Source organism: Salimicrobium salexigens, from assembly GCF_900156705.1.
GTDB classification, from domain to species: domain Bacteria; phylum Bacillota; class Bacilli; order Bacillales; family Halobacillaceae; genus Salimicrobium; species Salimicrobium album.
In genome coordinates this window covers 429,398-444,463 of record NZ_FTOK01000001.1, presented here as the reverse complement: position 1 = coordinate 444,463, position 15,066 = coordinate 429,398, and the positions used below count along the sequence as shown (strand labels likewise).

The following is a 15,066-nucleotide window of genomic DNA, read 5'->3' as shown; positions in this document are numbered from 1 at the left end:
ATTTGATTATAAAGGAACTTCGAGGTTAGGAAACATAAAAAACCCCGAATAAGGGGCACTTTTTTTCGTGTCCATTATTCGGGGTATAGTTCAATTCCTTCTGCAGGGCTGCTGATCTATTACATTGTGTGGATCGGACGACTCATTGCTACTTCAGCTGCTTCCATGCTTATTTCACCTAGAGTAGGGTGAGCATGAATAGTGAGTGACAGATCTTCTGCTGTCATACCTGTTTCAATAGCAAGACCGATTTCGGCTATCATGTCACTAGCGTTAGCACCAGAAACATGTCCACCGATAATCAGGCCGTCTTCTTTTCTTGTAATAAGCTTAAGAAAGCCTTCTGTACTATTCAGTGAGAGCGCGCGTCCATTTGCCTGGAACGGGAATTTGGATTCTTTTACTTCATAGCCGGCTTCTTTAGCTGTTTCTTTCGTGTAGCCGACAGAAGCGATTTCCGGATCGGAGAACGCGACTAGAGGAATAGCCATGTAATCCACTTCCGCTTTCTCTCCGGCAATAACTTCTGCTGCGATTTTACCTTCATAAGAAGCTTTATGGGCCAGAGGAGGTCCAGGAACTATGTCACCAATAGCATAAATGTTTTCGAAGTTCGTACGACTGTGTTTATCCACCTGGATATAACCCTTGTCGTCCATGTCCATGTCCATTTCTTCGAGACCCATTTCATCCGTGTTCGGTTTACGGCCGACGGTAACCAGTACATAGTCTGCTTCTGCCGTTTTTTCTTCGCCGTTCACCTCATACGTAACCTTGACACCGTCCTCAGTTTCTTCCACGCCCTGGGCCATGGCGTTAGTTACTACTTCGACCCCTTTATTCTTCAGGTTCTTCTTAACCGGCTGAACAAGATCTTTTTCAAACCCGTTCAGTATGCGATCCATTCCTTCAAGAATAGTAACTTCCGTATCGAAGTTTGCATAGGCAGTACCAAGTTCTGTACCTATATAACCGCCTCCGATAACAATAAGTTTCTTCGGAATTTCTTTTAACTCCAGTGCGCCTGTAGAGTCCAGAACGCGTTCAGAGAATTTGAAATTAGGGATTTCAATAGGACGGGAACCGGTTGCGATAATGCAATCTTTGAACTTGTAAGTCTGTGACTGCTTTTCGTCCATAATTTTCACTGTATTCTGATCGACAAAGTAAGCTTCACCTTTTACGACATCTACTTTGTTACCTTTCAGAAGACTTTGTACGCCGCCGGTAAGTTTCTGAACGACGCCGCCTTTCCAGCTCTGTACTTTGGAGAAATCTACAGTGGTGTTTTCGGATGAAATACCCATATCCTCGTCACCTTTTGCTTTCTGGAAGTTGTGAGCCGCTTCAATCAAGGCCTTGGAAGGTACACAACCGATGTTCAGGCAGACCCCGCCGAGATTGTCTTTTTCTACAATAGTAACTTTTTGACCTGTTTGAGCAGCACGGATGGCAGCTACATAGCCGCCAGGTCCTGCTCCTACTACTAATGTGTCTACTTCAATTGGGAAATCTCCTACTACCATACTTTACGCCTCCATCATAATTAGTTGTGGATCGTGCAGTAAACGCTTGATGTGATTCATTGCCTGCTGTGCAGTTACTCCATCGATAATTCTGTGGTCGAAGCTTAGAGAGACTGCCAGTACCGGAGCTACTACAATTTCTCCGTCTCTTACTACAGGTTTCTCATCAATTCTTCCGATGCCCAGTATCGCGACTTCCGGATGATTAATAACAGGTGTGAACCACTGACCACCGGCAGAGCCGATATTTGTAACAGTAGTGGAAGCACCTTTCATTTCTTCTCCGGTAAGTTTTCCGTCGCGAGCTTTAACGGCAAGCTGGTTCACCTCATCAGAGATAGTAAACATCGCTTTGCGGTCAGCTTCTTTCACTACAGGTACAAGCAGTCCTCTATCCGTATCCGCCGCGATTCCGATGTTGTAATAATGTTTCTGGATAATTTCGTTTGTTTCATCGTCCAGAGACGTATTCAATACCGGGTATTTCTTAAGCGTTGATACAAGAGCTTTCACTACATATGGAAGATAAGTCAGTTTAATATCCTGTTCAGCAGCAACTTCTTTGAACTTCTTACGGTGAGCTACAAGTTCCGTCACGTCCACTTCATCCATAAGTGTAACATGTGGCGCTGTATGCTTCGAGTTCACCATTGCTTTAGCAATCGCTTTACGCATACCGCTCATTTTCTCGCGAGTTTCAGGGTAGGCTTCACCTGATGGAACCTGCTGTTTACCGGAAGACTCTTCCTGAGTCTCTTCTTCTGCAGAAGCCTGAGCTTCCGACTGTTCTCCGTTCGCATAGGCTTCGATATCCTCTTTCAGAATACGTCCGTTTTTACCGCTACCCTGAACTTTTTGGATATTAACATCTTTTTCACGCGCAAACTTCCGTACCGAAGGCATGGCTATTACTCTTGAACCATCATCCTCTTCGCTTTCTGTGGAAGCGGCAGCAGCCGGTTTTTCGTCACTTTGCTCCTGCTCGGCTTCCTGTTTCGAATCTTCTTTGGACTCTTCTTTTGATTCTTCTTCAGATTCTCCACTTTCCTCAGAGGAACCGTCATCGTACCCTTCTGCATCGAACGTAATAATAACTGTACCTACAGTTGTAGTTACACCTTCGTCTACATGGATCTTTTTGACAGTTCCTTCTACTGGAGATGGAATTTCTACTACGGCTTTATCATTTTGCACTTCACAAAGGACATCATCTTCAGCAATTTCCTGTCCTTCCTCTACAAACCACTTTGCAATTTCACCTTCGTGGATACCTTCACCGATATCCGGCAGTTTAAATTCATATGCCATCAGGGATTACCTCCTACTTGGTTTATTTAAAAATTCATTACACTTTCAACTTTTTCGATGATTGAAGTGTGATCAGGGAGCCACACGCCTTCCGCCTGAGTAAACGGATAGAGTGTATCCGGAGCAGTCACACGCAACACTGGAGCTTCGAGATGAAGAATAGCTTTCTCCTGAATCTCGGCCACAACGTTGGAAGCGATACCTGCCTGTTTTTGAGCTTCCTGCAGCACTACTGCACGGTTCGTCTTCTTAACGGATTCGATGATAGTATCATAATCCACCGGGCTCACTGTACGTAGATCGATAACTTCAGCCGAAACTCCATTCTCTTCGAGTTGTTCCGCCGCTTTCAGCGCTGTATGGACGATGGCACCATAACCGATAAGAGTAACGTCAGAACCTTCTCTCTTGACTGCTGCTTTACCGAGTTCCACCGTATACTCTTCTTCCGGAACTTCTTCACGGAAAGAACGATAAAGTTTCATGTGTTCGAGAAAGATAACAGGATCGTTATCGCGTATAGATTGGATTAAAAGTCCTTTCGCGTCGTACGGATTGGACGGGATTACAACTTTAAGGCCAGGCATTTGCGCCATAGTTCCTTCGAGGCTGTCCGCGTGCAACTCAGGTGTATTGACTCCTCCTCCGAAAGGAGAACGTATCGTGATCGGCATCGATTCGGTACCACCGGAACGAAAGCGGTAACGTGCCATCTGGCCGGCAATTGCATCCATTGTTTCGAACACAAAGCCGAAGAACTGTATTTCAGGGACAGGACGATATCCTGTCAGAGCAAGTCCTATCGCCATACCATTTATACCTGATTCGGCAAGAGGGGTGTCAAACACGCGATCTTCGCCAAATTCGTCCTGCAGGCCTTCCGTTGCACGGAAGACCCCACCGTAGTAACCAACGTCTTCACCGAAGACAAGCACATTTTCATCATTGCCGAGTTCTGTGCGCATTGCATCCGTGATGGCTTGAATCATTGTCATTTGTGCCATGATTTATTTCGACTCCTTTTCAGCGTATTCTTCCCGTTGTTCCTGTAAATTCTGTGGAAGTTCTTCGTACATAATATCCATCAAGTCAGTAACTTTCTGTTTAGCAGTGTTATCTGCTTCCTTGATGGCGGCTTTAATTTCTTCTTTCGCTTTTTCAATCACTTCGTTCTCTTCTTCCTCACTCCATAGATCTTTGCTTTCAAGATACTTACGGAAACGAACGATTGGATCTTTTTGTTCCCATTCGTTATCAGTGTCCTCTGTGCGGTAACGTGTCGGATCGTCCCCGGCCATAGTGTGAGGTCCGTAACGATACGTAAGTGTTTCAATAAGAGTAGGACCTTCACCGTTAATAGCTCTTTCACGGGCTTCTTTTGTTGCTGCATAAACAGCAAGAACGTCCATACCGTCTACCTGTATACCTTCAATACCTGCAGCAACTGCCTTCTGAGCAATCGTCTGAGCAGCAGTCTGCTTTTCGGAAGGTACGGAAATAGCATACTGGTTGTTCTGTACGACAAATACCGTTTGAGCACCGAAGGCACCCGCAAAGTTCACACCTTCATAGAAGTCACCCTGAGACGCGCCTCCGTCTCCTGTGTAAGTTATCGCAATTGTCTTTTCACCGCGCTTTTTGAAGCCGAGTCCTACACCGGCCGCCTGGGTGATCTGAGCACCTATTATGATCTGAGGGCTTACTGCCTTCACCTCTTCAGGCATCTGGTTACCGATATAATGGCCTTTAGAGAACAAGTAGGCTTTGTATAGCGGCAGACCCTGCCAAATCAGCTGAGGAACGTCACGGTAGCCCGGAAGAATAAAGTCATCCTGTTCCAGTGCATAGTGACTCCCCAGCTGTGAGGCTTCCTGTCCTGCTGTAGGAGCGTAAAAACCGAGACGCCCCTGTCTGTTGAGAGCGATGGAACGCTGATCCAAAATTCTTGTGTATACCATACGACGCATAATTTCTTTCAGATCGTCGTCCGAAAGCTCCGGCATAGCCTCTTCGTTTACTATTTCGCCTTGCTCATTCAGAATTTGAAACGTTTCGAACTGTTTTTCAATATTTTCTAGAGTTCGTTTCAATGTCTGTCACCTCTTCCTTTCCATTTGAAATGTAAGTATCACCCTGAAAAAAAACTGACTTAACTCCCGCCTGCATTCAGCCAAAGAAAACATTCCGCACCTCTTACCCGCAATACCCGGAGAGGCGTGATATTAATCATCTAATTCGTCCCTCGTAACTGTTACAGGAACGAATCCGTTTTTGACTGGTACAATTGCTCTACCACTAAACAGTCTAGCCTAACAAAAACAAATCCGTCAATACACAGGCCTCCAGTTAGATTAAATACTTCAGTAACTTGCAAAGTCGCCGACGCTGAGGAAATTCAGGGGATCCTTAGGCTGTAATCTGTATTACTCACTTTTACTTTCTGTTACAATTGTAGACGATAATGTTCCCAGTTGCAAAAGAAAAAGACCGTAATTTCTCTACGGCCTTACCCTTTGTTGTTATTATAATTCACGTTCAGTTCGGAAGCTTCATAATATTTCTTTTTCAACTCATTAAACTGTTCAGTCTTTTCATTGAAAGTTTCATTTACTTCCGTGATTTCTGTAAACTTATCATTTACGGAGGTTATCTGCGCACGCAGTTCTTCTTCTGCGACATCCTCTTTTTTCAGCATTGCGTAGAGTTCTTCATCCATCTTCAGCAGTTCTTCGTATAGGGAGTGCATATCTTCATAGGCGTTATAACGTTTGTTCATGGCAGCTACCATATTTTCGGCAGCGGACCCAGCCTCTTCGTTTTCCTCAATGTTACTGATAGAGGATTCTACTTCTTCGAATTCATCCCTTGCTGACTGAATACTTTCATTTTCTGAATCCAGCTTATCTTTTCTTTCCTCGACATTTTCAAGAGCTTTATCGGAAAGCTTCTCGATTTTGTCCATCTCACTTTCTTTTGCTGCAATAATTTCTTTATATAACTCCCGTTCTTCATTTTCCAGGTCATTGATCTGTTTCTGATATTTCTCGAACGGTTCTTCCAATGATACAGTTTCTTCGAGGTGGTCATATATTTCTTCCTGAGCCGTCTGACTGGAACAGCCTGCAAATAAAAATGAACAGCCTGCAATAATGAACAAAACGCTCTTTCTCTTCACCAATCGCTTCCCCCTTAATCAATCAAAAACTTTTATTGTTTTTCATTTCTATCTACAATAGTATAATAGTTGAAATAAAATGAAAAGATGATTTTCCCCGTGGAACCAGGAAAGAAAGGATGAGAACGATGATTACGATGGAAGATATCGTCAGGGAAGGACACCCTGCCTTAAGAAAAACTGCTGAAAATGTAGATCTTCCTCCGAGCTCGGAAGACCGGAAGACGTTGGAGGACATGCTGCAGTTCATCAAAAACAGTCAGGATGAAGAGATGTGTGACCGTTACGGACTTCGCCCCGGAGTAGGGCTCGCCGCTCCGCAAATAGACATCAATAAACGTATGATGGCTGTGCATTTTACGGATACAAAAGATAAAGAATACAGCTACGGACTTTTCAACCCGAAAATCATCAGCCATTCGGTAGAATACACCTATCTTTCTACCGGGGAAGGCTGTTTATCCGTGGACAGAGAGGTGCCCGGATATGTCCCGCGATACCGCAGGATAACTCTGAAAGCTACGACACTTGGCGGGGAAGAAGTGAAACTCAGACTCAAAGACTTCGCCGCAATAGTATTTCAACATGAACTTGATCATCTGAACGGCATCATGTTTTATGATCATATAAATAAAGATCAACCGTATGCCTTACCGGAAAATGCTACTCCGGCCGATTGAGTGGAACCTTCCGATAAAAAAATCCTGCCGCACTTAAACGAGTGCAGCAGGATTTTTTATTATAGCAGACCAACTTCATATACAGCTTTTGTCAGTCCGTCTTTGGAAACATCATCTGTTACATAGTCGCTCACAGCTTTCACCTGGGGCACGGCATTCCCCATAGCAATACCCGTTCCTACATCACGGATCATTTCCACATCATTCGGGCCATCTCCAAAAGCGTAGACGTTCTCCATCGCTACGTCTGCAGACTCGATAAGCTTTCTGATCCCTTCTGATTTCGACCCTCCACTCGGAATAATATCACAGGAATATTTATGCCATCGGATATAATCGAAAGCTCTATGGGTCTGCCGGTAACTCTCAATTTCCTCCCCTTCACAAAATAGAAGGGACTGATACATCTCCCTTTTCTCGTAATAACGGTCATCAACCTCAGGATAGTCGAAACGGAGGGAACCGAGCGCCTGTTCAATACGCCAGCTTCCAGGTCTCGTAGCCATCATATTCTCGTCACTCATGAAGATCACAGGATGATTATTGCTGATCGCTTTCTTATGGAGAGATGCAAGTTCTTCGTATTTCAGAGGATTTTTATATACAGGCTCTCCTTCCAGTACTGCATATTGTCCATTAAAACTGATAAAAGAACTGATACCAAGCTGCTCTCTGATCTCTTTGTACATAAATGGGGCTCTCCCGGTCGCAATCGCACAGTAAACCCCTGTATCCTGAAGTTTTCTGATTGTGTCTATCGTAGATTGCGGTAACTTTTTATCGTGGTCCAAAAGTGTTCCGTCTATATCAAAAAAGGCTAATTTTTTCGTCATCTTCCTTCCTCCCCGGACTGAATATTCTTTGATGGATATACTTTAGCATGAGTGCAATTTTTTTGAAAGGAACTGGTCCCCCCCTCTTTCTTGTATTACACGAAAAACAAAAAACTTTACCCTTATAATTAAGTTAGTTGTTTCATTATAAGGAAAACCGTATTATACTATAAGTAACAGGGATTGGGCGGTCATACGTTTTGGTAACAGTTTTCTTCCATTAGCCTGAAGGGAGATGGACGCTGTGATGAAGCGTTTAAGAAGAAAGCTAAAAAAACGTTGGAAACGAATACTCGAGCGAAAGATGTATGCGTGAAGCTTATTTGAATTCCGGGAGAACGTGTGAAGTATGTAATTTTTTAATAAAGGAGAGATAAATGTAATGGTTTACAAAGTTTATTACCAGGAACTTCCGAATGAAGTGCCTGTAAGAGAACGTACAGATTCTATGTACGTAGAAGCAGAAATAGAACGCGAGGTACGTGAAAAATTAGCCGATAAGAACGTAAATATTGAGTATATTGAAGGTTTAAGTGAGGAACACCTTCAGTATGAGCAGCAGGACGAAGATTTCAAAATGGAGTCGTTTTAATAATGAAATTCGTTAAAAACGACCAGACTGCCGTCTTTGCTTTAGGCGGCCTTGGAGAAATCGGTAAAAATACGTATGGCGTCCAATTTCAAGACGAAATTATCCTCATTGACGCCGGTATCAAATTCCCTGAAGACGAACTTCTGGGCATTGACTACGTTATCCCTGACTACACGTACCTTATCCAGAACCAGGATAAAATCAAAGGATTATTCATCACTCACGGACACGAAGACCATATCGGCGGTATTCCTTATCTGTTGCGTGAAATTAACATCCCTGTCTACGCCGGGAAACTGGCAGCAGGCCTTTTGAAAAATAAACTCAGCGAGCATGGATTAACAAGAAGCACCAAGCTTCATGAAATCCAGGAAGATGATGTAATTAAATTCCGCAAGACCTCTGTGTCTTTCTTCCGCACGACTCACAGTATTCCTGATTCCTTCGGTATTGTGGTCAAAACACCTCCCGGTAACATCGTGCACACGGGTGATTTTAAATTTGATTTCACCCCGGTCGGAGAACCGGCAAATATCGCGCGTATGGCTGAAATCGGGAAAGAAGGCGTTCTTGCACTGCTTTCGGACAGTACGAACGCTGAAGTACCGGGCTTCACTAAATCAGAGAGAGTCGTTGGCGAAAATATTCAGAACGTCTTCTCCCGCGCTAAAGGACGCCTGATTTTTGCAACTTTCGCTTCTAACATTTACCGTCTGCAGCAAATGGTGGAAGGTGCTGTGAAGCACAATAGAAAAGTGGCCGTTTTCGGCAGAAGTATGGAATCTTCCATACGTATCGGTCAGGAACTCGGATACATCAACGCTCCCAAAGGTACATTCATAGATGCTCATGAAATCAATCGTCTCCCAGCTCATGAAGTAGCTATTCTGTGTACCGGTTCGCAAGGAGAGCCTATGGCCGCGCTTTCCAGAATTGCAAACGGTACACACCGTCAGATCCAGATCATCCCAAATGACACTGTTGTATTCTCATCATCCCCAATCCCTGGTAATACTATCAGTGTCAGTCGTACCATCAACAAACTTTATCGTGCGGGTGCCGAAGTGATTCACGGACCCCTCAGTGACATCCACACTTCCGGACACGGAAGTCAGGAAGAAATGAAGCTGATGCTCCGTCTGATCCAGCCTAAATTCTTCATGCCGATTCACGGGGAGTACCGCATGCTCAAGGAACATGCCAAACTCAGTGAAGACTGTGATGTGGAACCTGACAATACATTCGTCATGGATAACGGTGACGTGCTTGCGTTAGGCAAAGACGAAGCGATGGTAGCAGGTAAAATCCCATCCGGATCTGTTTACGTGGACGGCAGCGGCATCGGCGATATCGGTAATATCGTTCTTCGGGACCGCCGCATTTTATCCGAGGAAGGTCTTGTAATCGTAGTCGTAAGCATTAATATGAAAGAATTCAAGATTGCTTCCGGGCCTGATATCATCTCCCGAGGATTCGTTTACATGAGAGAATCCGAAGACTTAATCAAAGATGCACAGAAACTTGTAACTAAGCATGTAAATAAAGTCATGGAACGCCGGACGACCCAGTGGTCGGAAATCAAGAACGAAATCACTGATACGATTGCTCCTTTCCTTTTCGAAAAGACAAAACGTCGTCCTATGATTCTTCCTATCATTATGGAAGTATGATTCGATCAGTTTAATAATTATTAAAGCGCGTCCCCCGAAAGACATTCTTCCGGGGGACGCGCTTTTTTTCATAAGTATCTGTTCAATCTTCTTCCACGACGAGGTGTTTTTCAAAGCGGCTGATGTCTATATCGGCACCGATCACTATCAGTACATCACTTTCTTTTATATTTTCTGTAGCTCTCGGTGAAACGATTATGTCCCGATTTCTTTTGATAGCTACTACGTTACAACCATACTGAGCACGAATATCCAGATCGATGAGTGATTTATCCCGCATCTTGCTTCCGGCTTTTACTTCAACGACGCTATGGTCATCAGATAGCTCAATGTAGTCGAGAATATTGTTGGAGATGATGTTGTGAGCTATCCTTCTCCCCATATCCCTCTCCGGATGCACTACATGGTCAGCACCGATTTTATTCAGCACCTTCTCATGGTAATCGTTCTGTGCTTTTACAGTCAGAGTTTTAGTGCCCAGTTCCTTCAGTATAAGTGTAGCAAGTATACTGGCATGAATATTATCCCCTATTGCCACAATCACATGATCGATGTTCCTTATCCCAAGCTCTTTCAAAGCATTTTCATCAGTAGCATCAGCAATAACAGCATGGGAAGCTATATCTTTGAATTCGTTCACTTTATCTTCATCCGTATCGATTGCGAGGACATCCATCCCCTCTTCACTCAATTCCCGGCAGATACTTCCGCCGAATCTGCCCAGGCCTATTACAGCAAATTCTCTTTTCATCACTAATTCCACCCTTCCTACGCGTATATTATCTCAAAAATAGCCGGAGAGGAAGACCTCTCCAGCTATTTATTTCCTTTAATATAATCTGCATCAAACAGGAACATTCTCATCAGCATCACCAGAGAAGGGATGAGCAACAGGAGCCCGCCTATAAATGCGACTACCAGGGCCAATCCCATAGCATCTGGTGTTACACTTTCGGAAATCGTTACGTGCGGGTAAAGCAGATACGGCAGTTTTGAAACGCCATATCCGAAGAAAGCGAAGAGAAACTGGAGCATTACGGCGATAAAAGCAAAGCCGTACAGTTTTTCACTGTATACGAGAAATACAGCTACCAGATAGAACAACACACTGAGCCCAAACACCCACCAGTAATCGAACAGCCTGTCAAAGTGCTCGGGATTGTGCTGACTCATAGCTATAAACACCGTCATACTGGCGATAATCGTAGGAATGCTCCAAAACAGAGCGTATCTTCTTAACAACGATAAAGCGTCTTTGTCTCCCGCCCTATGTGCATAATAGGACAGAAACATCGAACTGATGTAAAGCACGGAGACGATTGCAAGTAAGACTACACTCCAGGAGTATGGACTGAGCAACAGCTCGGTAATCTGCAGTCTCACCCCGTCTTCCGTTACGTTAAGGAAGCCTCCTTCCGAAATAGTAAGAGCCGTAGAAAGTGAAGCAGGAATCAATAACCCCGTAGCTCCGTAGAGAAACATGAAAACAGAGTTATTTTTTGAGCCGTAACTTTCAAACGCATAGAAGGAACCCCGGATAGCCAACAGTACAATCGCAATGCTTCCGGGTATTAACAGCGCCTGTCCGAAATAGTAAGCCATATCCGGAAAGAAGCCGACGAGCCCTACGAAGAAAAAGACGAAGAAAACGTTCGTCACTTCCCAGACAGGTGATAGATACCTGGAAATCAGTTTATTCATAATATGATCTTTGTTCGTTCTTCTTGCGTAATAAGCAAAAAAGCCTGCTCCGAAATCAACGGAAGCTACAATCAGATATCCGTACAGAAACACCCATAAAACTGTGATACCTATATATTCGTATCCCATTATCGCTCCCCTCCTTTGCCGACTTCCGTATAAAGATGTTCAAGTTCCACTTCCGCAGGGTGATCTTTGAACATTTTACGCAGAACTACAAGAGTACCGATGCCAAGAACAAAATAAAGAAGGAAAAACAGCAGGAACATAGCTCCCACGTTCGGAGATGTAGTAGCCCCTTCGGCCACTTTCATAAACCCTCTCATAATCCAGGGCTGCCGTCCGATTTCGGCGTACACCCACCCAAATTCAATAGCAAGCATGGATAAAGGACCGATCGTAGTCAGCGCCCAGAGCATCAGCTTATTGTGCGGGTTCCATTTCTTGACGTAGGTCATCAGTACATACAACCCGGATATCAGAAGCACAAACATTCCTATCGATACCATCAGGTCGAAGAAATAGTGAATAAACAACGGCGGTTCTTCGTCGTCAGGAATTTTATCAAGTCCTGTCACTTCCGCATCGAAATTTCCGTAAGCCAAAAAGCTCAAGGCTTTCGGTAATCGTATCTCTCCGGTGATCTCATTATCGTCATTCAGGGTACCGAAAAGCACGAGGTCCGCACCTTCTTCAGTTTCGAAATGCCATTCCCCTGCTGCGAGTTTCTCCGGCTGATGTTCTGCCAGAAATTTTGCAGATAAATCTCCGGCCACAGCCGTGGAGATCGAGAAAACAAGTGTGGCTGTAACTGTCAGCTTCAGCGCGCGTTTCGCATATTCCTGATCTCGTTTCACGAGATACGTTACAGCAGCTATCGTCGCAAGAATCGCTGCTGAAGTCATATAGGCTGATGACACTACGTGAAAGACCTTCGTTGGAGTCGCAGGGTTGAACATTGCTGCTAGCGGGTTTATCGCGTTGATTACTCCATCCTCCACATCGAACCCTGCAGGTGTATTCATAAAGGCGTTCACTGTCGTAATGAAGAATGCGGACAGCGTTCCGCCAATTATAATGGGGATGGAGAGCCACCAGTGAGTCATAGGATTCTTAAAGCGGTCCCACGTATAGAGATATGCCCCGAGGAAAATAGCTTCAAAGAAGAAAGCAAAAGTTTCCATAAACAGCGGCAGGGCAATCACTTTACCGGCCAGCTGCATAAAACTCGGCCACAGCAGAGAGAGCTGCAGACCTATAGCCGTACCGGTAACCACGCCTACTGCCACGATTATCGTGAAGCCTCTCGCCCATCTTTTCGCCATTAACGAATAATATTTATCTTTTTTCCTTATTCCGATGAGTTCGGCTATGGAGATCATGACCGGAACTCCTACGCCGACTGTAGCGAAAATAATGTGAAAAATCAGCGTCATTGCCGTAAGCATCCGGCTCAGCATGACAGAATCCAATTCAATCATTTTATTTCCCCCTCTTAGATAACTGATTACAGTTTGATCCGTATCAGGTTTTGACAAATTTGTGACTTATTTCACAATATCCTGTTACCAACTATAATACCTTACCCTGAGGAAACGTGTCTACTCATAAACCTGTGTCATTTAAGTGAAAAAGAACTTTGTTAACATTCAGTGTCCGAAGCCGCCCGGTAGAGTAAAAGCAGTAGTGGGAGCAGAGGGCATGCCCGCATTTTTTAAGCTTTGCTTAGTCAAAAGACCTGCCGCAATAACGGCAGGTCAGGTAGCATCAAGCATTTGAAACTGGGATTTTACCAACTCATAATATTCCCCTTCTTTTTCCATCAGTTCCTCATGAGATCCGTGCTCCAGAACCTTCCCATTCTCCAGTACAAAGATTTTATCGGCTTCTCTGATAGTGGACAGGCGGTGAGCTATCATAATAGCTGTACGGTTCTTTAAAAGTCTGTTCAGTGCTTCCTGGATTTTCATTTCTGTTTCCGTATCGATACTTGACGTAGCTTCGTCAAGAATGAGAATACTCGGATCAGCAAGGAGAGCTCTGGCGAAAGAAAGCAGCTGTCTCTCCCCTGCCGATAAAATATTGCCCCGCTCTTCTACTTCCGTCCTGTATCCGTGAGGGAGCCGATCAATGAACTCATCCGCTCCCACCACCCGGGCAGCCTCTTTCACTTCTTCATCACTTGCCTCCGGCCTTCCGAACCGGATATTTTCCATAATATCCCCCGAGAAAATGAAGGTATCCTGAAGTACAACACTGATCCGGGAGCGGATGCTGTCGATTTTCGCATCGCGCAGATCGATTCCGTCTATTCTCACTTCTCCTTCAGTAGGATCATAAAATCTGCTGATCAGATTTGCGATTGTAGACTTACCGGAACCGGTGTGTCCCACGAGAGCAACCGTCTCACCCTGTTTTATCTCAAGAGATAAGTCAGGAATGGCTATCCTCTCAGCATCATAGGCGAATTTTACGCGGTCAAACTCAATATGGCCATTCATGCTCTTCAATTCGACCGCATCTTCCTTTTCTTTTACGTTCGGCTGTTCATCCAGGAACTCGAATATCCTCTCTGACGCTGCCATTGCCATCAGCAACTGATTGTACATCTGACCGAGTCTTGATATAGGTTCCCAGAACATACCGAGATAGATAGAGAAGGTTACGAACGTTCCTACAGTGACATCTCCTTCGAGAATTAAGTAAGCACCGTATGCGAGCAGTATAACCGTTCCTATGGCATTACTCATTTCAACGAATGGACGGAACATGGCGCTCTTCCTCGAAGCTTCTTTCCAGGCATTGAAATTACTTGTATTTATTCCTTCAAAATATTCGGCATTTTCATTTTCCTGAGCAAATGCCTGTGTTATCCTCATTCCCTGCAGACTTTCATTTAAATGCGAGTTCAGCTTGGACTGCTCGATTCTGACTGTCTGCCAGGACCTGCGGATGTTCCTTCTCAGTTTTGTGGAAATATAAAACATTAGCGGAAGCACAATAAGAATTGCAATAGCAAGTTTAGGACTCAACGCGAATAAAAGCACCACAATGCCTGTAAGCAGAACGATATCCATCAGTACGTTAATGATTCCGTTCGTAAACAACTCCTGCAACGAGTTAATATCATTCATAATCCTGACTAGAATCGATCCGGCTGATTTTGTATCGAAGAATCGGTGAGAAAGCCGCTGTACGTGAGTGAATAAGTGCCTCCTCAAATCATAGATGACGTTTTGTCCCAGTATATTCACGTATTTTATACGAAGATTGTTCCCGGCGTAACTGATTAGATACATAAGAGAGATGCCTATAACGAGCCAGGTCAGAAAAGGGACATCCTTATCCGCTATAGCGCTGTCAATGGCTACACTACCGATAAGGACAGGTACGAACATACGGACTAACGTGGAGACGAGCATAGCCGTAATTGCTATAGGCAGCAGTTTTTTCGTATAAGGACGCAAGTACTTCAGAAGACGCAGCAATTGTTTCCAATTGAACGGTTTCTCTATAGCATGATCCTGGGTATACTGAAACCTTTCCAGATGCTTTTTATTACGTGCCATTAATATCCTCCT

Annotated in this window: 13 protein-coding genes; 3 read left to right on the top strand and 10 right to left on the bottom strand. The window is 44.4% G+C overall.

What is annotated here, in order from left to right; translation table 11 throughout:
- Positions 1-119 precede the first annotated feature (119 nt).
- The 5 genes from lpdA to BW931_RS02200 all read right to left on the bottom strand — a co-directional run bounded on the left by lpdA (position 120) and on the right by BW931_RS02200 (position 6,009).
- Complete coding sequence (gene lpdA, locus BW931_RS02220) at positions 120-1,526, bottom strand: dihydrolipoyl dehydrogenase (RefSeq protein ID WP_076569605.1); 1,407 nt, start codon at positions 1,524-1,526, stop codon at positions 120-122.
- 3 nt (positions 1,527-1,529) lie between these two features.
- Positions 1,530-2,834 (bottom strand): dihydrolipoamide acetyltransferase family protein, encoded by a 1,305-nt coding sequence (locus tag BW931_RS02215; RefSeq protein ID WP_076569603.1) that lies wholly within the window; start codon positions 2,832-2,834, stop codon positions 1,530-1,532.
- 26 nt (positions 2,835-2,860) lie between these two features.
- Complete coding sequence (locus BW931_RS02210) at positions 2,861-3,838, bottom strand: alpha-ketoacid dehydrogenase subunit beta (protein WP_076569601.1); 978 nt, start codon at positions 3,836-3,838, stop codon at positions 2,861-2,863.
- Between the two features lie 3 nt (positions 3,839-3,841).
- Positions 3,842-4,924, bottom strand: a complete 1,083-nt coding sequence (gene pdhA / locus BW931_RS02205) for a pyruvate dehydrogenase (acetyl-transferring) E1 component subunit alpha (protein WP_076569599.1) — start codon at positions 4,922-4,924, stop codon at positions 3,842-3,844.
- A gap of 416 nt (positions 4,925-5,340) precedes the next feature.
- Positions 5,341-6,009 (bottom strand): YkyA family protein, encoded by a 669-nt coding sequence (locus BW931_RS02200; protein WP_159435659.1) that lies wholly within the window; start codon positions 6,007-6,009, stop codon positions 5,341-5,343.
- Positions 6,010-6,137: 128 nt separating this feature from the next.
- On the opposite strand from BW931_RS02200, the gene def reads away from it, so the two are divergent.
- A complete protein-coding gene (gene def, locus BW931_RS02195) occupies positions 6,138-6,689 on the top strand; it encodes a peptide deformylase (RefSeq protein ID WP_008589656.1) in 552 nt (183 codons plus the stop codon).
- Positions 6,690-6,748: 59 nt separating this feature from the next.
- On the opposite strand, the gene BW931_RS02190 is transcribed toward def, so the two are convergent.
- Positions 6,749-7,522, bottom strand: a complete 774-nt coding sequence (locus BW931_RS02190) for a Cof-type HAD-IIB family hydrolase (protein ID WP_076569593.1) — start codon at positions 7,520-7,522, stop codon at positions 6,749-6,751.
- Positions 7,523-7,904: 382 nt separating this feature from the next.
- Between BW931_RS02190 and BW931_RS02185 the strand changes: the two genes are divergently transcribed.
- Together BW931_RS02185 and rnjA are read left to right on the top strand one after the other, a co-directional pair.
- A complete protein-coding gene (locus BW931_RS02185) occupies positions 7,905-8,114 on the top strand; it encodes a DNA-dependent RNA polymerase subunit epsilon (protein WP_076569591.1) in 210 nt (69 codons plus the stop codon).
- Positions 8,115-8,116: 2 nt separating this feature from the next.
- Positions 8,117-9,784 carry a ribonuclease J1 gene (gene rnjA / locus BW931_RS02180; RefSeq protein WP_008589648.1) on the top strand — a complete coding sequence of 556 codons (1,668 nt, stop codon included), beginning with the start codon at positions 8,117-8,119 and terminating at the stop codon, positions 9,782-9,784.
- Between the two features lie 82 nt (positions 9,785-9,866).
- On the opposite strand, the gene BW931_RS02175 is transcribed toward rnjA, so the two are convergent.
- The 4 genes from BW931_RS02175 to BW931_RS02160 form a co-directional block, all read right to left on the bottom strand.
- Entirely contained in the window at positions 9,867-10,535 is a 669-nt protein-coding gene (locus tag BW931_RS02175; protein ID WP_076569654.1) for a potassium channel family protein, read from the bottom strand.
- Positions 10,536-10,600: 65 nt separating this feature from the next.
- Positions 10,601-11,614 (bottom strand): cytochrome d ubiquinol oxidase subunit II, encoded by a 1,014-nt coding sequence (locus tag BW931_RS02170; RefSeq protein WP_176765375.1) that lies wholly within the window; start codon positions 11,612-11,614, stop codon positions 10,601-10,603.
- Positions 11,614-12,966, bottom strand: coding sequence for a cytochrome ubiquinol oxidase subunit I (locus tag BW931_RS02165; protein ID WP_076569586.1), 1,353 nt, complete (start codon positions 12,964-12,966; stop codon positions 11,614-11,616). Before BW931_RS02165 ends, BW931_RS02170 begins: the two co-directional genes overlap by 1 nt.
- Before the next feature lie 276 nt (positions 12,967-13,242).
- Entirely contained in the window at positions 13,243-15,054 is a 1,812-nt protein-coding gene (locus BW931_RS02160) for an ABC transporter ATP-binding protein (protein ID WP_076569583.1), read from the bottom strand.
- Positions 15,055-15,066: the final 12 nt, after the last annotated feature.